The 24,554-nt window shown below is 64.5% G+C and carries 18 protein-coding genes; 13 read left to right on the forward strand and 5 right to left on the reverse strand.

Annotated elements, in window-relative coordinates:
- Positions 1–308: 308 nt before the first annotated feature.
- Positions 309–557 (forward strand): hypothetical protein, encoded by a 249-nt coding sequence (locus tag M2351_RS27695; protein ID WP_264659265.1) that lies wholly within the window; start codon positions 309–311, stop codon positions 555–557.
- A gap of 31 nt (positions 558–588) precedes the next feature.
- Here M2351_RS27695 and M2351_RS45020 read toward each other — a convergent pair whose 3' ends face one another.
- A complete protein-coding gene (locus M2351_RS45020; RefSeq protein WP_319801935.1) occupies positions 589–975 on the reverse strand; it encodes a recombinase family protein in 387 nt (128 codons plus the stop codon).
- Between the two features lie 411 nt (positions 976–1,386).
- Positions 1,387–2,556, reverse strand: coding sequence for a methionine adenosyltransferase (metK, locus tag M2351_RS27705; RefSeq protein WP_264659266.1), 1,170 nt, complete (start codon positions 2,554–2,556; stop codon positions 1,387–1,389).
- Between the two features lie 264 nt (positions 2,557–2,820).
- Here metK and M2351_RS27710 point away from each other — a divergent pair, with 264 nt between their 5' ends.
- From M2351_RS27710 to M2351_RS27720, 3 genes are all read left to right on the forward strand, one after another.
- Positions 2,821–3,513, forward strand: coding sequence for a TVP38/TMEM64 family protein (locus M2351_RS27710; RefSeq protein ID WP_264659267.1), 693 nt, complete (start codon positions 2,821–2,823; stop codon positions 3,511–3,513).
- 59 nt (positions 3,514–3,572) lie between these two features.
- Positions 3,573–4,811 carry a glycosyltransferase family 4 protein gene (locus tag M2351_RS27715; protein ID WP_264659268.1) on the forward strand — a complete coding sequence of 413 codons (1,239 nt, stop codon included), beginning with the start codon at positions 3,573–3,575 and terminating at the stop codon, positions 4,809–4,811.
- A 265-nt stretch (positions 4,812–5,076) separates the two neighbouring features.
- Complete coding sequence (locus M2351_RS27720; RefSeq protein WP_264659269.1) at positions 5,077–5,436, forward strand: hypothetical protein; 360 nt, start codon at positions 5,077–5,079, stop codon at positions 5,434–5,436.
- A gap of 4 nt (positions 5,437–5,440) precedes the next feature.
- On the opposite strand, the gene M2351_RS27725 is transcribed toward M2351_RS27720, so the two are convergent.
- The 3 genes from M2351_RS27725 to M2351_RS27735 all read right to left on the reverse strand — a co-directional run bounded on the left by M2351_RS27725 (position 5,441) and on the right by M2351_RS27735 (position 11,229).
- On the reverse strand, positions 5,441–8,755 hold the full coding sequence (locus M2351_RS27725) for a carbohydrate-binding domain-containing protein (RefSeq protein WP_264659270.1): 3,315 nt from the start codon (positions 8,753–8,755) through the stop codon (positions 5,441–5,443).
- 169 nt (positions 8,756–8,924) lie between these two features.
- On the reverse strand, positions 8,925–9,254 hold the full coding sequence (locus M2351_RS27730) for a ParM/StbA family protein (RefSeq protein WP_264659271.1): 330 nt from the start codon (positions 9,252–9,254) through the stop codon (positions 8,925–8,927).
- 619 nt (positions 9,255–9,873) lie between these two features.
- Complete coding sequence (locus M2351_RS27735; protein ID WP_264657647.1) at positions 9,874–11,229, reverse strand: IS701 family transposase; 1,356 nt, start codon at positions 11,227–11,229, stop codon at positions 9,874–9,876.
- Positions 11,230–11,291: 62 nt separating this feature from the next.
- Here M2351_RS27735 and M2351_RS27740 point away from each other — a divergent pair, with 62 nt between their 5' ends.
- From M2351_RS27740 to M2351_RS27780, 9 genes are all read left to right on the forward strand, one after another.
- Complete coding sequence (locus tag M2351_RS27740; RefSeq protein ID WP_264657648.1) at positions 11,292–11,570, forward strand: hypothetical protein; 279 nt, start codon at positions 11,292–11,294, stop codon at positions 11,568–11,570.
- An 885-nt stretch (positions 11,571–12,455) separates the two neighbouring features.
- The gene (locus tag M2351_RS27745; protein ID WP_264659272.1) at positions 12,456–12,638 is read left to right on the forward strand and encodes a transposase; all 183 of its coding nucleotides are present in this window, start codon (positions 12,456–12,458) and stop codon (positions 12,636–12,638) included.
- A 227-nt stretch (positions 12,639–12,865) separates the two neighbouring features.
- A complete protein-coding gene (locus tag M2351_RS27750) occupies positions 12,866–14,110 on the forward strand; it encodes a tetratricopeptide repeat protein (protein ID WP_264659273.1) in 1,245 nt (414 codons plus the stop codon).
- A 513-nt stretch (positions 14,111–14,623) separates the two neighbouring features.
- Complete coding sequence (asnB, locus tag M2351_RS27755; protein WP_264659274.1) at positions 14,624–16,441, forward strand: asparagine synthase (glutamine-hydrolyzing); 1,818 nt, start codon at positions 14,624–14,626, stop codon at positions 16,439–16,441.
- A 28-nt stretch (positions 16,442–16,469) separates the two neighbouring features.
- A complete protein-coding gene (locus tag M2351_RS27760) occupies positions 16,470–16,679 on the forward strand; it encodes a hypothetical protein (protein ID WP_264659275.1) in 210 nt (69 codons plus the stop codon).
- Between the two features lie 151 nt (positions 16,680–16,830).
- The gene (locus M2351_RS27765) at positions 16,831–19,317 is read left to right on the forward strand and encodes an HAD family hydrolase (RefSeq protein WP_264659276.1); all 2,487 of its coding nucleotides are present in this window, start codon (positions 16,831–16,833) and stop codon (positions 19,315–19,317) included.
- A 260-nt stretch (positions 19,318–19,577) separates the two neighbouring features.
- Positions 19,578–20,753, forward strand: coding sequence for a class I SAM-dependent methyltransferase (locus M2351_RS27770; RefSeq protein WP_264659277.1), 1,176 nt, complete (start codon positions 19,578–19,580; stop codon positions 20,751–20,753).
- A 231-nt stretch (positions 20,754–20,984) separates the two neighbouring features.
- Positions 20,985–22,745 (forward strand): glycosyltransferase, encoded by a 1,761-nt coding sequence (locus M2351_RS27775; RefSeq protein WP_264659278.1) that lies wholly within the window; start codon positions 20,985–20,987, stop codon positions 22,743–22,745.
- Between the two features lie 11 nt (positions 22,746–22,756).
- On the forward strand, positions 22,757–24,544 hold the full coding sequence (locus M2351_RS27780) for a carbamoyltransferase family protein (protein WP_264659279.1): 1,788 nt from the start codon (positions 22,757–22,759) through the stop codon (positions 24,542–24,544).
- Positions 24,545–24,554: the final 10 nt, after the last annotated feature.

Genomic DNA, 24,554 nt, shown 5'->3' on the forward strand with positions numbered 1-24,554 from the left:
GTCAGGACCGACATCCGGCGGGAGAGCATAACCCGCCGGCTCTCGCCCCCACCTGGAAACAGGTGGGGGCATTTTTTGCCTTGGTGTTGCACCGCGCTCGCTGGTGCCCTGCAGGCCGTGGGGACGCTCCGTTTTTCTGCGTTCTCCCTCAAAACCGGCGGCTGGGGTAGGGGGCCGTGGGCGATGGCCGCGTGGGCCGGATCGAATGCTGCTCACTCGTGCACCGTCCGGTGGTGTTCCTCACAGGCCACGGTCGCGAACCGCCCTACGGTCGTGGTGTTGCCAACCCCGACCACAGGGAGGTCACCATGGTCAAAGACAACTTCGCCGCCCTACTGCACAGCATCTCCGGGCTCGCTGACGTGCCCGCGCCCGAGCCTCTCTTCGACCCGTACAACACCGGCGTCAGTTACCTGCCGATTTGGGATCCCTACGGCTATGTCGGCCCATCCTCGGGGTCGATCTACGATCCGGGTCTGGGGCCGATCTATGATCCCTACGACCTGAATGCCAACATTTACCAGACTCTGCCGGACTCCCCCTTGAGCGGGTTCTAGGGCAGAGTACGATGAACTACGCCAGCCGAGCCTAGGCGGCTCTGGCTGGCGTTTCGGGCCTCGCGGCCCAAGCCGGTTCCCGACCAAGTTGTTTCAGTCCGACACGCAGCATGACCAAAGCTGCCGCTTCGTCGCGCCCGATCACCCGACTTCGGTCGCGCGGAGCGAGGCGGCCTTGGTCGTCAGATCCCAGATCCCGCATGATGTCCTGCAGGTCGCCGATGCTGCGCGCCAGGCGGTTGACGCGGGTGACCACCAGCACGTCGCCGGAACGGACGAAGTCGAGAAGGTTGGCGAGCTCGGCACGGCCTTTGGTCGTCGTCCAGGCAGGCGCGCCAACCTTCAGCTTGAGTATTATTGACGTATGTTCTCCCGAAGATTTCAAAATTTGGGTATGTCTTTTGGGTGTAGAGCTCATTTACATGATGTTAAGCAAATCGGCTCATAACGGAACTCACCAAGTTTTCTTGGTTTCCTCCCTCCCAGAACTAGGCTGCGCCGTTCCGGCTGCAGCCTTTTCTTTTTTCCGGCCGCTGCGAGCCTGCCATCCGGAGGCCTGCGGCTGGGTCCGTCCCGTTAGACCGATCCAAAATTGCGCGGAGGGGGCTTGATCCTTGCTGCAACGCAACATAGATTGTTCCCCGGATGCCCTTTGGGCGTTTCCTCCCTAGACTTAAGGGCCGCGCCGCACTGGCTGCGGCCTTTTTCTTTGTCCGCGCCCCCCAGGCGCCAAGTGGGGCACCAAGCCGCAGGCACGAAAAAGGCCGGCCGCCCAGTCAATGCGGGCGACCGGCCTGATCCGTCACAGCGAGCTGTCAGACGCAACCGATTAGAAGAAGGCGGCGCGGAGGTCGCCGACGAGGTCGGTCTTTTCCCAGGCGAAGCCGCCGTCGGGCTCGGCGTCGCGGCCGAAGTGGCCGTAGGCGGCGGTGCGCGCGTAGATCGGCTTGTTCAGGCCGAGGTGGGTGCGGATGCCGCGCGGGCTGAGGTCGACCAGCTTCTGCAGCACGGCGGAGAGCTGGTCCTCGTCGACCTGGCCGGTGCCGTGGGTGTCGACGTAGACCGACAGCGGCTTGGACACGCCGATGGCGTAGGACAGCTGGATCGTGCAGCGCTCGGCCAGGCCGGCGGCCACCACGTTCTTGGCGAGATAGCGCGCCGCGTAGGCGGCCGAGCGGTCGACCTTGGTCGGGTCCTTGCCGGAAAACGCGCCGCCGCCGTGCGGGGCGGCCCCGCCGTAGGTGTCGACGATGATCTTGCGCCCGGTCAGCCCGGCGTCGCCGTCCGGCCCGCCGATCACGAAGCGCCCGGTCGGGTTGACGTAGAAGTGCGCCTCGTCGCACATCCAGCCCTGCGGCAGCACGTTGAGCACGTGCGGGCGGACGATCGCGCGCACCTCCTCCTGGGTCAGGCCGTCGGCGTGCTGGGTGGAGACGACGATGGCGGTGGCGCGCACCGGCCGGCCGTTCTCGTACTGCAGCGTCACCTGGCTCTTGGCGTCGGGGCCGAGCTGCGGGGCGGATCCTGAGTGGCGCGCCTCGGCCAGCGACTTCAGGATGGCGTGGGAGTAGTAGATCGGCGCCGGCATCAGCGCCGGGGTCTCGGTGCAGGCGTAGCCGAACATGATGCCCTGGTCGCCCGCCCCCTCGTCCTTCTCGCCGGCGGCGTCGACGCCCACCGCGATGTCGGCCGACTGCGAGTGGACGAAGCACTTGACGTCCATCGTCTCCCAGTGGAAGCCGTCCTGCTCGTAGCCGATGTCCTTTACCGCCGCGCGGGCGACCTGCACCAGCATCTCCGGCGTGATGCTTTCCGGACCGCGCACCTCGCCGGCCAGCACCACCTGGTTGGTCGTGGCCAGAGTCTCCACCGCCACGCGGGCGTAGGGGTCGTGCGACAGGTACAGGTCCACGATCGCGTCGGAAATGCGGTCGCACACCTTGTCCGGATGACCCTCGGACACGGACTCGCTGGTGAAGACGTAGTTGAGCTTGGCCATAGAACTTTCCAGCCTTTGGTGATATGCGGTACAATTTAGAAAAATTGCTCAAGGCTGTTCAACCGAAAAACCGTTCAAACAGGGTACGAAAAAAGGGCCATGTGCCAGTGGTCGGCGTGGTTTCCTCTGTCTTGGAGCGGGGAACGATGCCGGTGTAGGCATCCGGCGCCGCGCCGGGGCCCCTTGCGACATCGTCACTCGCGGCGGGCAGGCGCCCGTGTTATGGAAGTTCGATTCTTTCCGATGCCATCCGGGACTGGACCCATGGCCGAGCGCCGTTTGCCTTCGCTGTCCTCCCTCCGCACTCTGGGGCGCGTCCTGCTGGTGGTGCTGCTGCTCTGCGGCGGGGCCGCCTGGTGGACGTGGCACGGCGCCTTCGGGATCGAGGCGCTGCAGGACATGCTCCGCCACCATCCAGCGGCGCCCGTCCTGTTCCTGCTGGTCCACATCCTGGCCAGCCTGCTGTTCTTCCCACGCTCCATCCTGGCCATGGTGGCCGGGCTGGTGTTCGGGACCTGGTGGGGCGGCGTCCTGGCCGCGGCCGGCAGCGTGATCGGCGCCTCGACCGGATTTCTGATCGCCCGCTACGTCAGCGACGGCTTCGTTCCCGCCGGCATGACGGTGCGCTGGGGCGATACCCTGCGGCGGATCGAGCAGGGCGGGTGGAAGGCCATCGCCATGCTGCGGCTGATCCCGGTGCTGCCGCACTCGGGGGTCAACTACGCGCTCGGCCTGACGCGCGTCCGGCTCGGCGCCTACGCCTTTGGCTCGTTGGTGGGCCAGCTGCCGATGACCGTCGCCTTCGTCCAGTTCGGCGCCGCCGGCGACCACGCGATGGCCGGCAAGCCCGACTGGGTTGTGCCGACCGTGGTCGGCGCCGCCCTGCTGGTGGCGGCGACCGCCCTGCCGAAGGTCGGGCCGAAGCTGTGGGGCAAATGCGGCCTCGGACGTTCCTGAAGCCAGCGTTCCTGAGGGGCGCTGCCGCAGCCGGTCACGACACCCAGCCGGGAATACGCATGAACATCGTCTTCATCCACCAGAACATGCCCGGCCAGTACAAGCATCTGGCCGCACGGCTCGCCGCGGATCCGGCGAACCGGGTCGTCTTCATCACCAAGCGCACGGACCGGGACATCCCGAACGTCCGCCGCCTGACCTACCAGCCCAGCCGGGCGGCGCGGAAGGACGCCCACCCCTACCTGGTCTCGACCGAGAACGCGGTCCTGCACGGGCAGGGCGTGGCCCGCCTGCTGATGGGACTGCGCGGGGAGGGCTTCGTGCCGGACATCATCGTCGGGCATCCGGGCTGGGGCGAGACGCTGTTCGTCAAGGACGCCTTCCCCACCGTCCCCTACCTGAACTACTGCGAGTTCTTCTACCGCGCGCAGGGGCTGGACGTGGGCTTCGACCCGGCCGCCCCGGTCAACATCGACACGGTGCTGCGGCTGCGCATGCGCAGCACGCCGCTGCTCCTGGCGCTGGAGGCCTGCGACCGCGGCATCTCGCCAACGGTCTGGCAACGCGACAGCCACCCGGAGGCGTTCCGGTCCAAGATCGACGTCGTCCACGACGGCATCGACACCGGGGTCCTGCAGGCCGACCCCGCCGCCCGGTTCGAACTGCCGGACGGCACGGTCCTGACGCGCGACGACGAGGTGCTGACCTACGCCGTGCGCAATCTGGAGCCCTACCGCGGCTTTCCCAGCTTCATGCGGGCGCTGCCCGCCATCCTGGAGGCCCGGCCCAAAGCACGGGTGCTGATCGTCGGCGGCGACGAAATCAGCTACGGCGCGCCGCCGCCCCCGGGGGAAACCGCCCCGGGCGAAGGCCAGGCCAGGACCTGGCGCGAGGCCATGCTGGCCGAGGTGCCGGTCGATCCGGCGCGCGTCCATTTCCTGGGGCATTTGCCCTACGACCGCTATCTCGCCGCGCTGAAAGTGTCGCGGGCGCACGTCTACCTCACCTATCCCTTCGTCCTGTCCTGGTCGATGACGGAGGCGATGGCGCTTGGCTGCGTGCTGATCGGGTCCGACACGCCGCCGGTCCGCGAGGTCCTGCAGCACAGCGAGAACGGGTTGCTGGTCGACTTCTTCTCACCCCGGGCCATTGCCGACCAGACGATCGCCGTGCTGGCGGACCCCGGCGCCTTCGCCCATCTCGGCCGTGCGGCGCGCGAGACGGCGGTGGAGCGCTTCGACCTCGCCCGCTGCCTGGACCGGCAGATCGCGCTGATCCACGAGACGGCCGGACGCTGACGGGGCGCGGTCCCCATTGGGGAAAACCACACTTCGAGCGGCAGAATTTCCCCGGTCAGGCGGCAGAAACCGCCGGTCACCGGGACGAATTTGCCCAGTTCACGCTTGAGGCGCCGCCGGGGCGGGAATTTCGGGGGGGCAAGTCGTTAAAGGTGTATTGATTTTGAACCAATTTTTGAACGAATGGATGGCTTCCGGCCCTCTGGCATAGGCCTTGCCTGATGGGTCCCGCCACTCCGGCGCCCCTCAAACGCGAGCGACCGCCATGTCCCTGACCGAAGCCCCGTCCCTGGTTGGCCCGACCCTGGCCGCCGTCCCGGCGGAACTCGTCCGCGCCCGCTCCGGCGGCCCGGTCTTCGCGTGGGAGGCGACGAAGACGCTCGTCGCCGTGCTCACCTTCACCGCCATGTTCCTGCCGCTCGCCTTCCCGTCGAAGGCCGGCACGCAGGCGCGGCTCGCCCAGGTCCCCGCGGCCCAAGCGCCCGCGGTGGAAACGCAGCCGCTCACCGTCGCCGCGAAGCCCTCGGCGCAGCCCGCAAAGGCCGCCGCGGCTACCCCTGCGGCCCCGGCCCGGAACAGCGTCGTCCCCCAGCCGGCCAAAAAGCCGGCTCCCAGGAACACCTGAGACCTTAAAGGGAGATGAAGGCGAGGTAGCTATCGGCGCCGCTGGTGCCGGCGGTAAGGGTCATGGCGCCCACAGCCTTGCCGGTGAAGGTCATGCTGGCGTCGATGGTGCCGTTGCCGTCGATGTCAACGTGCACCGTGGCCCCCTTGTAGCCGGCGGTTCCCCCCATCTCCTCCCAGGTCAGCCGGGAGGTGCCCGGACGATAGCCCCACACCGTCGCCCATTCGCCCTTGTCCAGGTCGGTGACGGTGGACCAGGTCGTCTGTCCGTTGCGCGCGTCGACGAAGAAGGTGTCCTTGCCCGCTCCGCCGGTGAGAAAGTTCGATCCCGCGCCGCCGTCGAGCACGTCGTCGCCCGCAGAACCGTCCGCCGCGTCGTCGCCGCCGAGCAGGTTCAGGAAGTCGCTGTCCCCCGACCCTCGGACGACCTCGTTGCGGTCGTTGCCGAGGAAGCTCCATGTCAGGGACGCAATCGGCCCGTCGTAGGCGTAGGCCGTCGCCTCGCCCGCGATGCCGTTCTCGATCCGGCTGAGCTGGACGGACGGGGGTGCTAGTGCCGTGAGCGGCGGGGCGGACACAGGCGTGGGCGTCGGATCCGAAACGGGTGCCGATGAGGTGGGGGAGGGATCCGGCACCGTTGTCGGAGGCGCGGTGGCCTCGGGAACTGCGGGTGGCAGCGCACTGCCTCCGCCGCCGGATGGGTCGGGCACCGGCGTGCTGCCCGGGGGCATCCCCATCAGCATCCAGGTGAGGTCGTGGATGCCCGCGGTGAGCGCCGGCGACGGGGCGAGCAGGCTGTAGTCGTTGTCATAGGGATCGGCGAACAGCGGGTCGGCGGCCAGGTCGTGGGCGCCGTAGGCCGTGACGCGGTGCACGACGTTGTAATCGATGGCGTTGGCGCCGGCGGACAGCAGTGTGACGTAGCTGCCCAGCGGGACCACACCTTCGATGATGTTGCGGGTGATGGTGTTGTTGGCGGGAATGATGGGGCTGCTGCCCGAGGTTACCCACTCGATCCGCAGGAAGCTCTCGTTGTTCGACCCCAGCACGCCGATGTTGTTGGTCACCGTGTTGTCGTGGCCGCCGTGAATCATCACGCTGGCCCAGGACGTGTCCTTCAGGAAATTGTCCTGGACGGTGACGCCGCTGGTCATGTCGTCCAGATAGACGCCGAAGCCCTTGTAGTCGCGCAGCCACGCGCCGGTGCTGGTGGTGGCGATGCCGCCAGCGTGCTCGATCCAGTTGCCCTTGACCAGCGTGTTGGTGATCAGGCCAGACCGCCCGAGCAGCTCGATGGCGCCGGAATCGGCCGTTTTCTCGCCGGTGTTACGGACGCGGTTGTAGAGGATGGAATTGTTCAGGCTGACGGTGGCGGCGTTCCAGTTCTTGATCGAGATGCCGTAGCGGGAGCTGTGGTCGATGTCGTTGTAGGAGATCACCGTGTCGTTGATGCCGGCACCCATGATGCCGCCGGCGTAGGAGCGGACCTCGCCGATGTGCTGGATCCGGTTGCCGGTCACCGTGTTGCCGTCGGACTGGCCGTCCAGCAGGACGCCGCTGATGCCAAGATGGTCCAGGTAGTTGCCGCTGACGAGGTTGCGGTCGGAGCCCTGGGTGACGTGGACACCGGTGCCGACGTTCACGAAGCTGTTGCCGACGATCTGGTTCACGCCGCCGCCGACCACGTCGAGCGCGTAGCCGTCGGTCGTCGTGTCGGTGAAGGTCAGCCCCTGGAGAGTGACGCCGGCCGCGCCGTTCAGGCGCAGCAACGTCCCGAGCCGCGCCACCGAGACGCCGGAGCCGTCGAAGCTGGCACCAGCCCCCACATCGATGACCAGCCGCCCGTCTGAAGCCCGGTAGGCGAACTCGCCGGCTTGGTCCACGTAGGCGGCGTTACCGAGCAGGCGGAAGGTGGAGCCGTCGCGCAAGGTGAAAGGCGCGTCCGATGTGAAAGTGATCGTCCGCGTCGTGGTGTCGATGCCCGCCACCGTCAGGATGGCGTCCTGCAGCCGCTCCGTGTCAAAGACCTGGATCCTCAGGCCGGGCACGAGGTCGGCGGCGGTGACGTCGCCGGTGTGATAGCGCAGCGACCGGCTGCTGGCGCCGGCCGCCACCGCGTCGGCGACGAACCAGCCGGTCGTCGGGTCGCTGGGGTCATAGGCTGCCTTGGAGGCGAGCGCGTAGCGCACCCCGTTGACCGTGACGTCGAAGCCCGGCGCGGAGGCCAGGGTGGCGGAATAGACGCCGTTGCCTTCGCTGACGAAACTTGAGACCGTCTGGCCGCCGCTGATCACCACCTGCTCGCCCGGGTAGCCCAGGATACGCACGCCGCTGTCCGCGCTGGTCAGGTCCAGCGTTTGCGACAGCGCGTAGGTGCCTTCGCGGACGTAGGTGGTCTTGACGGCGCTGCCGCGCATGGCCGCCTGCGCCCGTTCCAGGCTGGCAAAGGGCCCGTCTGTACCGTCGGCGTTCGGCTCGGCCAGTCGGCCGGACCACGTGTCCTTGCCGTTCTTGGCCACGTAGTAGGCCGCACCCGAGGGCGCCTCGGCCGTGGAGGCCGTGCCCTGGAAAACCGGGGCTACGACCGTCTGGGTAACGGATCCGTCTGCGGCGGGCGTCGCGGCGAGACTGCGGCCGTTCACCGACAGGCCGGAGATGGACAGGGCGTTCGCGGCGGTGCCGGCGGCCGGCAGGACCTGCACCGTGTGGGCGACGGACGGGTCCAGGGGCGCCGCAAAGGTAAAGGGTGTTGTGGCTGTCCCCGTGACCTCGCCCTGGCCCACCACGACGCCGTCGACCAGCACCGTGAAGCGCGCCGCCGTGCTGGCGGAGGAGGGGAGGGCGGCTTGGACGGTGATCGGCACCGTCCGGGTGATGACCGGCTCCGGGGCGGGGAGCGGCTTGACCATCGGTCCGCCGAAGACCTCCTCGCCGAGCCCGAAGGAAAGCGCGCCGCCCCAGTACAGCCCCTCCTGGCCCTTGACCACGTCTTTGCCGTCGTAGGCGCCCTTGTCGTAGGTGGCGCGCGGGTCGGTCGCCTTGATCTCCTGACCGTCGACGGTTATGGAGCCGACGAACAGGTTGCGGTCCACGCCGTTCACCACAGCGTCGTTGTCGTACCAGACCGTGATGCGGTGCCCCTCGTCGGGGTTGACCGCGACTTGGAAGCTGTAGGCGGCGCTGGTGGTGGCGGCTACCCAGGCCTCGCCCACGACCACGTCGTCGACCAGCAGCTTGAAATGCGGCGCTTGCCCCGCCGACACGCCCCAGGCGTTCACAATGATTGGTACGGCGAGGGTCTTGTCGGTGGAGGCGGCCATGATCAACCTGAGCCATGCGGGCGTGGGGATGCTTCATCGGGAAGGTTGTGGACCAACTTCCCATGTCCCAAAGTTGACCTACCACTATCGATTGGATGTGTGACAAGGGTCCCAAAATGGCCACAGGGGCAATTGGTCACAAAATTTGAATGTTTATGGATAATTTTAATTAATGGGAGGAGCGGCAATAAGCCGTGCGCGTTGCTATGGCGATTTGGCCTCTCCGAGCTTCAATGAGAGTGGCATGCAACTCGCGGACGGAGGTCTCCAGCCGTGCCTGATCGACGCCGACGACCCATTTCTCGCCGTTCACGTTGACCACCAGGGCGTCGGCATCTCCCTCCGCCCGGCCCATTTTGAGCGGCAGATCGGACGAAGGACCGGCGCCGGCCGGCAGAATGCGGGTCACCGCCGGGCCTGGCTTGCCGGAATCCGTTAGATCGCCGGAGGCCAGCTTCAAATTTGAATAGCCGCTATCGAGACCTCGGACGAATGGCATGGTGGGCCAAATCCTCTCTGGTGACCTGCGGGTAACCTGCGGGTGACCTGGGCGATCAGCCACCGAGGGCCGACTGCGGAGTTCGCGCGTAGGGTGACCATGAGGTCACCCTGCGGTAATCTGGAGGTGAGGATAGGAGATCGGACGGTCTGTTCGCGCCGCCGAAAGACACCGGTTTTCGGCGGTATCGAACCTGAAGGTGACCGGCAGGTGATCGGGAAGTAACGAGTGGCTCAGGAGCGCCAGAAACCCACGGTTTGGGGGGCTCTAAAGATACGATCTGCAACAAGCACAGTGCGGCGGAAACGTTTTGAGACGTTTCCATATGTGCCCGTAGCATATGGGTCAGGCACATATTATGTGCTCACCCCCGGTCCCCATTTCGCAATGTGCGGAGACGGGAGCAATAATTGAGGTGGAAATCCTGCTCAGGTCAAGTTTGTATGTGCCTGACCAATATGGGTCAGGCACATAATATGTGCTTGGCCCATGTCCTAAACGGAACGATCCTTCGCACGAGTTTCCGCTATGTGCTTACCTCGGCTTTGCGCATCGTGGGACATCCGTCCGTTCTGGGACGGTGGTCATCCGGCCAAGCGGAGTGCGGGATTGACGTGGCTCATGGAGCGTAGCAGACGGATTCGATGAGGCGGCGCAGGAGCGGAGGGGCGGTTTTCGTCATCTCGGTGGTTTCGGACGAGATGGCGAAAACCTGTTCGAACCACAGGTGCCGGCGCAGGCGGGCCAACGCATCAGCGAAGGTCGGCGCCGGCTTGGGGTACCACAGGGCGCGCCGCGGCGACAGCGCCAGCCGGTCGGCATGTTGGTGCACGTACAACGTGATCAGCGAATACAGCCCGAACAGCAGCGGCGTCGTGCGGAACACCGCCGGATCGGTCCACTGGCGCTGCGTCGCGATCCCGATGTGGGCGCGACTTTCTTCGTAAGTGGTTTCCATGGACCAGCGACGATTGAACCATTCCAGCACCGTGCGCGGCGGCACCGTCGGATCGGTACACAGGAAGGCTTCGGGCTCGCGCCGGCCGTCGGGATAGCGGACCAGCACCCACAGGATCGGCACGACCGGCTTACCCGCATGATACCACAGCGCCGTGCCGCTGGCGTACTCGATCCAGCCACCGGTGCGCCACTGGGTGCGGCTGGCCTGGACAGCGCGCCGCCAGACCGTCTCCGGGTCGCTCAGCCGAGCGCGCAAGCTCGGCTGCCGGGCTCCCTTGACCGCCGGGCGGCCATAGTGTTGCTCGGCCGGCGGGGGATCGAACAGGGCGGCATCCAAGCGCAAGCGCGTGACGACAATGATGGATGGGCTCAGCGCGTCGAGCAAATCCAGCGCGGCGAACCCGCCGTCCATAACGGCGACCACCAGCCGCTCCGGCAGCCAGCGGTGCAGGCGCCGCAGGACGGCGCGTGCCCAGTCGTTGACCGACCGGTAATGTCGTCCGTGCTCCTGGCACCAGGAGCGGCTGGGCGTCAGCGCGGTGAGCACCGGCAGGCCCCAGATGCGGCCGGCGAACGGCACCTCGACCAGCAGCATGGCGGTCAGCCAGCGCAGGCCGTGGCTGGTGACCCGTCTCTTCTTGGACGACCGCACCGCGTCATAATACTGGCTGGCCGGGCGGATGCACGGGCCGCGCCGGCGCTCCAGAGTGTGATCGACGCCGATGACGACCGGTCCGTCCGGAACGAAGGCGCCGACCAGGGCGTGCAGCAGCGTGCGGGCCAGCACCAACCCCGACCAGGCGTTGCGGTTGAGCACGCGGTGAAACGTCGCGAACCCCGGCTCATCGGCCAGACCGAGGGCGCGCAGCGCATTGGCGACCGTGCGCGGGCCGACCGCCAGCACGGCGCCGACGGCGAGTGCCGCCACCGTGGCGCGGGTGCGTCCGGAGAAGGCCTCCAGGTACGGCCAGAGCCACGCGACGAAGCTTTTGGGGAGGACAATGGGGCGTACCATGGTACACCTCTGGCGGCGCCGGATGTATGACCACCCAACAGACTTGCGCACGCGTGATCGCGATGCCCACGACCGACCCCGTCCTGGAGCGGATTGCCACCTATCCCTGGCCGCGCGGCGGCCTCACCGTCCGCCGGATCAACCGCGGCTACTCACTGTTCAGCGCCCGCACCGGCGCGCCAGTTGCCCGCTTGCGGCCACTGGGCGAGACCAACCGCGTCGAAGTTCTGTGGTGGCGGCGCGAGGCCTGGGGACCGGCTGGACCCTTCGGGGCGGTGTTCGACCTTGAGGACGCTCTCGCCTTCATCGCCGATGAACCGGCCTTCTGGATCCGGGCATGAGGGAAGGAATGCCGTCCCAGATCGCGCAAAGCCGAGCTTACTCGATATGGGTCAGGCACATAACATGTGCCTGACCCATCGGTTACCGAAGCCGCGGAGCGCGAATCCGCTCTATGTGCCTAGGGGGGATGGGTCAAGCACATGGGTAGGAATGTGCCTGACCCAGGGCGGGGATAAAATGGCCTTGGTGGATGAAGTCAGAAGCCTGAGGGAGCGCTCGGGAGCGAGCTTTTCGGAGGTGCCGCGAGCCCTCGTGCAGGACGAAATCCATCTGGCGGAAGAGGAAGCGCGGACGGTGACGGAACAGTTCTGTTAGGAGGTTGACGCGGTTCGGGATGCTGGCGCGGATGGCCATGGCCGGAGCCACCTATCAGCAGGTGATCGATTGAACGCGTAAGGAGGCCTTTCTGGCATCGATCCCCAAGCTCCCCTGATGCCCGGATCGCGAGGCGCGCCAGTTCATGGCGGCGCGGTAGCGCCCCTTGGATGGGAGGCCCTGGACAGGAGGCGGCGATGCACGGCTTGACGATCGGCAAGGTTCAAGAGCGGGCCCGCGAGCGCGAGGAGGCGGACCGTCTTCGGTGATGCAGGCACAGAACATGCCGGCGGAGCTGATCCGTGGGTGCCTGCTGCTGTCGGAGGAGGTTCGAACCAACCGCCAGGTTCCGCTGTTGGGGCGGCTCGATCCGGTGTTCGTGTCGGACCATCGTTCAGCTCTCGGTCTACGGGACCATCCTGAACGTCACGACGCCCCCTAAATGGCTAGGCGTCGCTGGTCGCCACGTTGGACGGGGAGACGGTCGCAGCCCCGCCGTGGACTGAACGTCCGGCTCAGAAGCGGCGGCCAGCCGACGCCGCGATTTCCTGCACAAGCTGGCCCGGTCAATGCTCGCCAAGGCTGTTCACAACGCCGCGTGGGGCCAACTTCGGCAATTTATCACGGACAAGACTGCACGTGCCGGTGCGATGCTGGTCGCCGTCGATCCGCGCGAAACCTTGCAAACCTGCCCGGACTGCGGGACCGTCGTTGCCAAGATGCTGCCCGACCGCACGCATCGCTGCGACTGAGGATGCGTGCTGGATCGGGAACGTAGCGGCGGCGCAGGTCATGCTGCATCGAGCAATTGCTCGGGGCCGGGACACGGCCTTCGATCGTCAAGTCAGCGGGTTGCCGCATAGCTCCGAGAAGCCGTCGCCGTCAGGCGACGGAGTTGTCACTAAGCCCAATTTGACGATCCAAGCATGGCGTCGTAGGCTCCCCCGGAAAGCGCATGCCCATAACAAAATGGTCTACAATGCCCATTGTCTCTTCTGTTGATCCAATCGACTTCGACAACTGGCGCGCGCGGATCCGGCGGGACATAGCGGTCAACTACCACTACTGCATGGCAAGAGCGTTGGTTCGGCAGGGAGATGCGGCGACGGCGGAGCAGCATCTTCAACAAGCTTTGGCTTTGGAACCGGATTCCGCGCGGGTGCGCTTTGAACTGGTTGATGTGCTCCGATCATTGGGTCGGACAACGGAAGCGGGCACGCTGGACCAAGCAGGACGAGCGGTCGATTCTGAGTATGAGTGGCTCGGTAGGATCGCCAGGGCGGAAGAGGCGCATCCATTTACCCCGGAACTCTCAAAAAACGAGCTTCATCGGACTCTCTCAGAATCAACATCGGTGGAGATCCGAAACAAAGCTGGCGCGGCCCTTGCGGAAATGCAGCTGGCTTCCGCTCTGATAGCCCATCAAGCTGGTGACGACGCAGCGTACCGGACGCATTTGGCTGCAGCCGTTGCGTTGGGTTCGACGAACCCCCAAACCCACCGATGCTGGGCAGCCGTGTGCCGATGCGAAGGCCGCTTGACCGAGTCCGTCGACGCGATTCGCACCGCCCTGTCCTATGCTGAAGACCGGGCTTGGCTGTCGATTGCCAAAGAAGCCATAGAAATTCTGCGGGCGAACCTCTGCCTTCAAGAAGCGCTCGTCCTCAGCGACCGGTTGGCCATCGAGACTCCTGACGATGTGCATAACCTCGTCACCAGGAGCCTTATCTTGCTCGCGCTCCGGCGTACAGGCGATGCAGTGGACGCTGCCCAAACCGTGAGGGATACCCACCCAGACGCATCGCTGGCTTGGACGTTCCTGTCCGTTGTGCAGGCGGCGGCTGGTAACCCGGCTGCCGCTGGGTCGGCTGCGCGTCGCGCTGCCGCTCTGGATGCGGAGGATGCTCTGGCCCGGATTGCCCTTGGAACGGCCCTGGCCCTTGACGGTCAAGCGGTCGCCGGCTTGGCAGAAATTCGGGCCGCGAACAGAGCCGCTCCCCTTACCGAATGGGGAAAGACGGCGGAAGGCGTTGCGCTGCTGCTGACTGGGGATAGGCAAGCGGCCGAAGCCGTCGTAAGTGAGGCGACTTTGGTCGGTGATTCCGCTGTCACCCGGTCTCTGGTCCATTTCCACGCCCGCCTGCGGCCCTACACCGAGGATTTCCTTCTGAACGTCTATGATCGGATGGGACTATCCAGGCCGGCCGGGCCGGACGCGGAATGAGCATCGTCCACCGCGGAGCACGGTTGGCTCCATCTGACTTCCTCCTCGGCCTAAAGGCCGAGGGTTCCGGTCCCGTGCGGCAGTCCCGCTTCGGGATCGGACCTGGTTTCCGTTCAGGCGGCCGCGCGCAGCGGCGCCGTCCCTTCAACCGGATTGCTCGAGCGTGTCCAACGGTGGTCGTCCCACCGCAGGGTCACGGTCGATGGGAAACCGCCCGCTTCCTCCTCGGCCTCAAGGCCGAGGAGGAAGCGGGCGCCTCTGGTGAAACGCGCTGAGTTTGCCGCGATACCGCGGCCTCCGTCTCGGGAGGCAAGGGGGGCGGAGTGCCCAACTCCGGGATCAATTCCGAAGCCGGTGTGGTCCGGCAAAGCGTCAAATTAAGGATTTTGAAGGCTTAGCCAGCTTACATGCGCAGCGGAGGCCAGACCGTGCATTTACGGCCGGGAGCTTCCACCGATGCCGAACGGGAGAGTGTTTCCTGCGAGCGCATCGCATTGATGTGAGGTGCGGTCCATGTGCGGCATAGCAGGGGTGTTGAACTTGGACGGACGGCTTTCCGCCGAGGCCTTGTCCGACATTGTGCGTGCGATGACGGATAGCATGCCGCACCGCGGGCCAGACGACCAAGGCATTTGGGTTGCGCCTGATCGGCGCTGCGCTTTGGGTCACCGCCGCCTGAGCATCATCGATACCTCGGCCGCTGCTCACCAGCCAATGGCGGACAGCGCGGGGACGGTGCTCACATACAACGGCGAACTCTACAACTATTTGGAATTGCGCGAGGAACTTGCCCGGGATGGCGTGGTTTTCCAGACCCGCTCCGATACCGAGGTGTTTCTCGCCGGATTGGCACGTTATGGCGCTGAGTGGTTTCCAAAAGTGGATGCCATGTTTGCGCTGGGGGTCTTCGACGCGCGGCGCGACCGCTTGATCCTGGCCCGCGACGCATTTGGCGAGAAACCCCTCTATTACACCGTCCAGAATGGGTTTCTGGCTTTCGCGTCAGAGCTTCAGGCGCTGACCCGCATCCCCGGCTTCAATCCCACAATAGACGACGACGCTGTCGCGCTGTACCTGTCGTTCCAATACGTTCCCGCGCCGAGGACAATTTACCGCTCTTGTCGGAAGCTGCCGCCGGGGAGCTACTTGGAAGCCGGCCCGGCTGGCGTTGGCGAGCCGGTGCGCTACTACCGTTTCACCACAGGGAATGCGACCGAGGCCGCTGTTTCGCTTGATGATCAGGCGGATGCTCTGGAAGAAATCCTGGTGCGTTCGCTGCGTCGCCGGCTGCTGAGCGATGTGCCGTTGGGAGCTTTCCTATCGGGCGGCGTCGACTCCTCGGCCGCCGTGGCGCTCATCACCCGCAAGCTCAACAGCCCAATCCAGACCTTTTCCATCGGCTTCGAAGGAACAGCCAGCACGGAACATGAGGCCGCCCGTGCCATTGCGGAGCATTTGGGTACGGACCACCGCGACCAGCTTGTGGCACCGAGGGATGTGGCGGAGATGTCATCCTTCATCGCCAGCCGTCTTGATGAACCGAATGGTGACAGTTCCTGTCTGCCGACCTTTCTGCTGTCCGAGTTGGCTCGCCGTCATGTCACCGTAGCAATCTCCGGAGACGGCGGCGACGAAGTATTTGGCGGCTATGACCGCTATTTCTATTGCGAAGCTGCCGTTGCCCAGAACCAAGAGCGCATTGCGGCCGGCACTTGGCATGCGGGGCGCGACTATTACTCATCTCGCATTTTAACCTTCGACGACCGTGATCTTGCCCTCCTTTATGGCGGTATGCCGGCCGCCTCGGCGACTGAACTGACGCCACTGCGTCGGTTCATTGACGACGATGGCCGGCCGCTGGTGAATGTGCTGCGCGAGCTTGACGCCGCCAACTACCTGCCCGGTGCGGTCCTGGCAAAGGTTGACCGCATGAGCATGCAGCACAGCCTGGAGGTGCGAACGCCCTATCTGTCGGTCGAAGTGGCGGATTTTGGGGCGCGGTTACCAGCATCTCAGGTCAGCGCCGGACATAACGGCAAACTGGTGCTCAAGCGTCTGGCTTCGCGCTATCTCCCGGCGGATTGGATGGCACGGCCGAAAATGGGCTTTGGACTGCCGATGACCAACTGGGCCGAAGGAAGCCTGCGTGCCCGGACACTGGCGCTGTTGTCGGAACCGGACGCGCGCCTGCCACAATGGCTCCCGCTAGAAACAATCCGATCGTTTTTCGACCAACGCGGGGATGCGGTCTCTGTCTATCAGCTCTGGGCTCTCCAAATTCTGGAGCATTGGCTGCGCACCCACCCGGCTGTGCCCGCGTTCCGGGCATGATCCCCATTCCCTGAATTGCAGGTTCTCAATGGCGCCCTTGATCAGCAATGACTTTGAACCAACCAACGATGTGGTTTTCAGAGATCAGGTGGAAATCGCAGAGCAGAAGACCATAGCGAACTTGTTTCATCGTGCGATGAAGCACCCCTTCCTTATTGAATTCTTCGTCCGTCAATCGGTGTTCCTGGTCATCAGTCGTACCGATGCCGCACCGATGGCACTGGTCGCGGACCGATGATGATTGCCATGCCGTCTGCGGAGCATCGGGGAAGCCAAATGGCTCTTCACAGGCGACGCGGCGTGAGTAATCAGCGTCTCTCCTATCAATTCTCTGGTCAGCAGCACGCTGACGAGTTCCGGTTTTTCGAACGAGGCGAGAGTGCAGCCTGATGAATTATCCTTCGGCATCGCTTCTTGAGTCGAGCGCCTGGTCGGGCGACGAGGACGGCGTTTGGCGCCAGGATGCCGCTCTGGCAGCAATCGATCTCACCGATGTCGATCTCGTTTCGCTCGACGTTTTTGATACGTTGCTGCTGCGCCGCTGTGGGCCGCCGGAAGCCATTTTCCCGCTGGTCGCGCGCACGGCTCGGACGCGCGAGCTGCTGGACAAAACGATCACCGACGATGCCTTCACCTTGCTACGCCGCGAGGCGGAAGCCCGGGCGCGAGGGCGCCTGAAAGCGTCTGGAGATCGAGCCGACATTGCGCTTGCCGACATCTATGAAAACCTGCGCCTACCTGGCAGTGATGCGGCAACGCTGGCTGGGCTCGAACGCACCATTGAACGGCAAGAGACTGCCGCCAACCCCTATGTCGCCGACTTCTTGCGGCATCTGCGCCGCCGCGGGATGCCGGTGGTCCTGCTATCGGACATGTATTTGCCCGCTAAGGACATCACCAGCATGCTGGAAGCAGCCGGTTTGCCTTGCGGCGAGGCTTACGACCGGCTCTATGTCTCGTGCGAGAGCGGCGCGACAAAGCTCGGCGGTGAGTTGTTCCGGCGCCTACTGGCCGATCATCCGACCATTGATCCCGCACGAGTGCTGCACGTCGGAGACAATCCGATGGCCGATCAGGCTGGGGCACAGGCTGCTGGGATCCCAGCCATTCTGTACGCCGCGCCACCCCGGTGGACCGCTATCACTGCCCGCGAACGGCGGCTCGGTCTGGTTCAGCAGGGGCCATTGATGACACTGCGAAGCATGGCTGTCCGCGCTGGTGACTGTGAAGGGGAGAGCCGCTTCTGGTTTGATTACGGCGCCTCGGTCATGGGGCCGGTTGCCGTCCATTTCGCCCAATGGGTGGTGCGGGATACCGCAGAGCGCGGCATTCGGCGGATTGCCCCTCTGATGCGAGAAGGCGGCCTGCTGGCAGAACTGATGGCGGGGGAGGTCCGACGCCTCGGCCTGAACATTGACGTCGCGCCGCTGCATGTGTCGCGCGCGGCACTTCTGCTCCCCAGTTTCGACGAGTTCGGACTGGCGGAGTTGGAAGCGATCAGCGCCGATAGTGTCTATCGCACCGTAGGGGACCTCGTTGAACTGCTCGGGGCGGAGCCGCTGCCAGACGTGCTGGCCGCGCACGCCGGAGTGCCCCTGATTGACTTGCTGGGTGCGCACCGGCGCGACGGTGCTGGCGCATTCGCCGCGCTACGGAACTGGTTGCTTGCCCCAAAGCAACGGGCCGGAATTCGCGAGCGCATCGATGACGCGCGCGGCGTGTTTGTTGATTATATGCTCCAGGAATTGGGAAGCGCCGAGCGGGTTGCGCTGGTCGACATCGGCGCGCGGGGGACTATGTTCGAGCGCATCGCCCGCGTCGGCGACCTGAGCGAGCGCTACGGCCAATCGGGCTATTTGTTCTACGCAACGCCCGCTGCATTGCATCGTATGGCCAGCGGTGTGCACATCCGTGCTTACATGCCGCTGCTGGCCGACCAGCTCGAACGAGCCCGGGTGATCTACCGCAGTCCACACTTTCTTGAAGTGTTGCTCAACGGCGAGGCCGAGACGACGGTGAGTTACCGCCGTGCCGCCGATGGACGGGTGATCCCGCAGACCGAGCCATCCGCCATTCCCGAGTGGCAGCGATTGGCTCTGCGCGCTTGTCACGCGGGGATCCGGCACTACGCCGATGTTTGCGGGCGCTTGGGCGCGGGCTGGGAGAGCGAAATTGATCCAGAGGTGGTGCTCGGCATCCTCTTCCGTGCCATCCATCTCCCAACCCCCGAGGAGGCGGAGCGCCTTGGTGGCCTGACGTACGACGTGAATGACGCCACTCGCGCCACCCACACTCTGTGTGGCGCTACGGCACGGCGCACAGTTGCGGCCTTGTGTGAGACCATCCGGCCGGCTCTGTGGCTGAGCTTTGCGCTGCAGACGCGGCCATCGGAGGTTCCCTGGCCGCAAGGAGCCCTGACACTGGAACAGCCTGGCCACCTCGAAGACCTGATCGACGGAGCACGCGGGGATTTCGGGCATCGGGCTATCAGCCGTCAACTCATCGACATCGTGCGAACAGCGGGGAGCAAACGTCTGATTGTTTGCGCCGCCGGCGGCAGCGCCGGCATGGGCCCCACCTTTATCGAGACGGCGCGCGAGGCTGAAATCGCTCTCGCGGGCTACGCAGACCTGCTGGTGCCCGAGCAAGGGGATTTGTTTGCGGGCGTGCCAACCCTCCCGCTCGCGGACGCAGCGCGGGCCGACTGCCGGCATGTCGCCGTCATCAGCGTTGGCTACGGTGCTGCCATCATCGACGCTCTGAAAGAGGGCGTGCGGGGCGAGAACCGTCCGCTCCACTGCTACTGGTTCGATGGAGTGGGCTTCCAAACGACCGTGCTGGCCGGCGGACAGGACAAACTCGAGGACTTGGTATGATCAGGGCGAGAAACGCGCTCCCCGCCAAGGATCCTGAGACGGTCATGCGCTTGAACTGCGGCTGCGCGCTCGTGCGGGCCGCCGAGGTCGGTCACATGACGGCGTTCGCGGCCATCGTGGTGGCCGTGCGGTGAAAATCGTTGCTCAAAGAGCCTTACGCCGCCAGAGTTCGCCGGCATTCAGCTTAGAGAAGAGCGCCCCGTTGTTTGTCCCGCTGTGCATTGCAGGCGGCCCGTGTTAGAGCAGTCTGGAGATTACCAATGACCGTTGAAGCTGAGCCTCGTTTCCAATTCGGCAAGAATTGGCAAGGTTACCTGAAAAACCATTTCGACGAAGGTCGGCTGGCCATTGCGCAGAACTGTCTCCTGGACTTTTTGGGTTTGCCGTCGCTGGAAGGGGCCAGCTTCATCGACATAGGGTCGGGGAGCGGCATCCACTCATTCGGTGCATGGCGCGCCGGCGCCAAGCGGGTTGTCAGCTTCGACTACGATCCCGATTCGGTTGCCGCCACCCGGTTGCTCCACCAGAACGCCGGTTCCCCGTCGAACTGGACCATCTTGCAGGGCTCGGTCCTGGATGAGTCATTCATTGCCAGCCTGGGCACCTTTGACGTCGTGTATTCTTGGGGCGTCTTGCATCACACCGGCAACATGGACCTCGCGTTGCGCAACGCTTTGCGCACCATGGCTCCTGACGCGCTCTTCTACTTGGCCCTTTATGACGACGCCATGTACGTCTCCCCAGGCCCGGACTACTGGCTGGACGTGAAGCGCCGCTACAACCGTGGGTCCGCGATGCGCCGTCGCCTCATGGAGGCGCATTATATCTGGGCCACGCTCATGGGGCGCCGGCTGTCCAACCTGGGACAATTGATCCGCTCCTACCAAAGCTACCGCAAGGAGCGCGGGATGTCGCTCTATGTCGACGTCAAGGATTGGCTTGGCGGCTGGCCGATGGAGTTCTCGGATATGGGCGACACGCTCGATCTGTGCTGCCGTCAGAACGGTCTGTCCCTGCTCAATCTCAGCACCGGGCAGGCGAACACAGAATATCTATTTGGACGCGGGGCAAGGGTTCCATCCGGCAAGGACTTGATGGAAACCATGCGTGTGCCGTCCTCGCCGGATCAGGTGCCGAGCGACCGGCCGGTTTACCTGTACGGCATGGGAATTCTTGGTGATCTGCTGAAGGCAGAGATCGACCAAGCCGGCCTCCATACGGTCGCCGGTTACGTCGACCGCAGCCGCCGCGGGGAGATCGGCGGTAAGCGTATTATGGTGGCGGAGGAGTTGTTCGCGGCCGCCGATCGCGACGCTCCCATCCTCGTGGCGAGCCAAGCGTTTGGCTCCATCCTCAAGGCCTTGCACGCTCAGGGCTTCCACAATGTCTATAACCTTCACCCAGCCATGGTGAAGCGCTATCGACAGCGGGCGTGAGAATGCCATGGCTCAGACTTTCTTGCTCGTTCGCCGACACCCAACGGTGACACCGGTGTCTCGTCCCGGCCGTCATTCCTGTGACTTGGCTGCGTCTTCGGGGCCGTTCGCGCACGGCAAAGAGGGTTTCAGCGGTGCCGAGAAGAGGTTAGGTCTACGAGGCGGCGCAATGGGAAGTCTTGGCGTCACACTCAAACATTGGCCGTGCAATGATGACAGGGAAGCGGCGTGATGGTGTTCCTTCAAGGGCACGATCTTGAGCAGGCCTATGCCGATGTTCTTTCTGGACGGAAGACTCTGATCGGGTGGGGGTGCATCGCCCTGTTCCCCTATTATTACCTCAACAGCCCCCTCATACCGGAGCGTATGGTTGATGCTGACCCGCAAAAATGGGGTCGGCGCCTCTGCGGGTTGCCCATCATCCGTCCTCAGGATCTGTCCTCTCTGGATCCGGGAAAGATCGTTGTCATGGTCTATCCGGACTACGATCCGAAAGTCTTGAGCCAGATTCTGCGCCAGTTGGAAGAACTTGGCGGATTTTCCGCCGTTCCGCCGTTTCGTGCGCAAATCAATCTGGGTCAGCTGGAGCGCCAACTGGCTCCCTATCGGCACAGCGGCACGACCCTCCTCCACGGACGGGTGCGGTTGGCGATCGAGCGGGCCGACTTGCTGGTGGATCTCACGCCCAAGGACTTGGTCCGCTCCATCCGGGAGGCGAGAGCCACCATTCCCGCGGCCCCGACGACTGTCCGCAAGCGCGCGCGCCTGTTCATCGGGCGGCTCCAGCCCGGCGGGGCGGAACGGCAACTGACGTACCTGGCTCAGGGTTTGGCGGCACGCGGATGGGACGCCGGCATTCGGACCTTCGCTCCGCCCCTGGCGGGTGCGGAGGGGTATCTGGCGGGCCTTGGGCAGTCAGGTTTTGAGCACCGTGTCCTGCCATCCGTCAGGGATGTCTTCTCTCCGGAACAGACGCCCGACGGCCTGCCATTGGACATCGAGGCCATTGCTCCGGTCTTGCGGCGGCTGCCGATGGATCTCGTGCACTATGTGGCGATGGCCTACCGGGAGCTTATACGCGACCGTCCGGAACTGGTGGTCAGCTACCTCGACATTTTCAACATTGGGGTCGGTATCGCCGCCTTGCTCGCCGGGATTCCCCACGTTCTGGTGTCCGGGCGCAACCTCAACCCCATGCACTTTCCCAACCACTACGCCTTCGCCGAAGGCTGGATCAAACCGTGCTATGAGGCCATTCTGTGCTTCCCGGAAGTGCATCTGACGGCAAACAGTGTCGCCGGTGCGGCGAGCTATCAGGAGTGGCTTGGCCTGCCGCGTAAGCAAGTCACCGCAATTCCAAACGGGCTTTTGGAAGGCGCCCTGCCTCCCTTGGCGAAAGGGGAGCGTGAGCGTATCCGTCGCGAGATCGGGGTTCCCCTCAACGCTCCGATGATTGTCGGCGTCTTCCGCTTGGCAGACGAGAAGCGCCCGTTTCTGTTTCTCGACGCTGCACAGTTGGTGGCTGCCGCAGCCCCCGATGTGCATGTGGTGTTGGTCGGCGATGGACCGCTTCGCGATGACATCGTGACCGCAGGACGGCGGCTCGCCGATGAAGGCAGGCTCCACATGACCGGGGCACGTTCAGACGCGACCGACATCATCGCGGCCGGCGACTTGGTCCTGCATACGGCCTGGGCGGAAGGGCATCCGAACGTGCTGATGGAGGCGCAACTGCTGGGCCGCCCCATCATATGCACCGCATCGCATGGAACAGCCGAGTGCCTTTGCCCATCGACCGCCATTCGCATCGTTGAGAGCGATGCGCCCGAGTGCTTGGCGGCGGCAACTCTCACTCTTCTGCAAGATCGTGAATCCGCGACCGCAGCCGCCCGCCCGGCAAGGGCTTGGCTTTTCGACCATTTCTCCATCGCGAAGCTGGTTGAGAACACATTGACCGCAGTAGGGCTCCCCGCGGACAGGATAGCGGATTGAAGGTGACTCGAATGCATGTCCTTGGCGTTTCGTATGGCTTTCATGACGCTGCCGCCGCGATCATCAGCGATGGCCAAGTCGTTGCCGCTGCGCAGCAGGAGCGGTTTTCCCGTGTCAAGAACGACGCCGGCTTCCCGGCCGAGGCGATTGACTTCTGCTTGTCGAGCGCGGGAATTACGGCGGATGCCTTGTCTCTCGTTGCTTATTACGAGGAGCCGTTGGTCAAATTTGATCGAATAGTGCAGGCATCGATCAACAACTTCCCGGCGTCTTCTCAATACCTCGACGAGGCCGTCACACGCTGGATCCAAGGCGGCCGCTTTCAGGTGCGTGAGCGCCTCGCAAAGCATCTGTCGATTCCGTTGGATCGCATCATGACGACGCCTCACCACGCTTCCCATGCGGCGTCGGCGTTTTTCCCATCACCCTTCGACCAAGCCGCGGTGGTCACGCTTGATGGTGTTGGCGAGTATGAAACAGCCAGCATTTCTTGGGGCAGCGGCACCCGGCTGGAACGGAAGCGGTCCATCGATCTGCCGCATTCTATCGGCCTCTTCTATAGCGCATTCACAGCTTTTCTCGGTTTTACCGTCAACGAAGGGGAATACAAGGTCATGGGCATGGCCGCCTTCGGACGGCCAATTTGGAAGGATAAGCTGCTCGAGTTGTTCACGTTTCATCCGGATGGTCGGTTTAGCCTGGACCAGGATTGGTTTGAGTTCGCCGTCCCAGAGAAACACCCCTACCGCAACGGCTTGGTGCAGACCTTCGGCTCACCGCGGGTTCCGGGAGCCCCGTTTTCGGTCAGTCTGAACCACATGCCCAGCAGTGTTCCAGAGGTGGCCCAACCCGAGCTTCTGGAGCAGTCGCAGCGTTATGCCGACTTGGCCGCAAGTGTGCAGGCTGTCACCGAAGAGGTCATCCGCCACGTCGTAACGTCGGCAGTGCGCGAAATGGGGACAGACCGCGTTTGCATGGCGGGCGGCGTGGCTCTCAATTCTTTGGCCAATGGCCGTCTTCTGCGCGACGATGGACTGTCTCTGTATGTTCAGCCCGCCGCAGGGGATGCCGGAGGAAGCCTGGGCGCCGCAGCCTACCATTGGCACCATACGTTGAACGGCCCCCGGATGAGTTCCGTGAATACGGCGGCGCTTGGTCCCCGCTATGGCCGACACGCAGTTGACCACGCGCTCGCGCGGTCGGGGTTCGACATCCTGCTCGCTACCGAGGATGACGACCTGTTCCTGAACAATGTCGCCGAACTAATCGCGGCCGGCCACGTTGTCGGATGGTTCGACGGAAGGTCGGAGTGGGGACCGCGGTCACTCGGGCAGCGCAGCATCCTGGCGGATCCGCGTCGCTCCGACATGCAGCGGATCGTCAATGAAAAGGTCAAGTTCCGCGAGCCGTTCCGGCCTTTTGCCCCTGCCATCCACGGGGATCGGGTTGCCGAATTCTTTGAGTTTCCCGGCTCGGTTGACCAGAGCCGGCCGGAAAACTTCATGCTGGCTGTCCACCCGGTGCGTCGCGAATGGGCATCCCGGCTTCCGGCCATCACCCATGTGGACGGAACGGCCAGGGTCCAAATCGTTCATCACCGGCATAGCCCACGCTTCTATAGCCTGCTAAGCGCCGTGGAGCGCCGCACAGGCGTTCCAATTCTTCTCAACACCTCCTTCAACCTGAACGGCGAGCCGATTGTCGAGAGCCCGGCGGACGCGGTGAAGACGTTCGCGACCAGTGGGCTGGACTATCTCTGCATCGAAAACCGGATACTGTCCAAGGCTCTCCAGCTCTGACCCAGCCTCT

The organism is Azospirillum canadense, assembly GCF_025961225.1.
Lineage (GTDB): Bacteria > Pseudomonadota > Alphaproteobacteria > Azospirillales > Azospirillaceae > Azospirillum > Azospirillum canadense.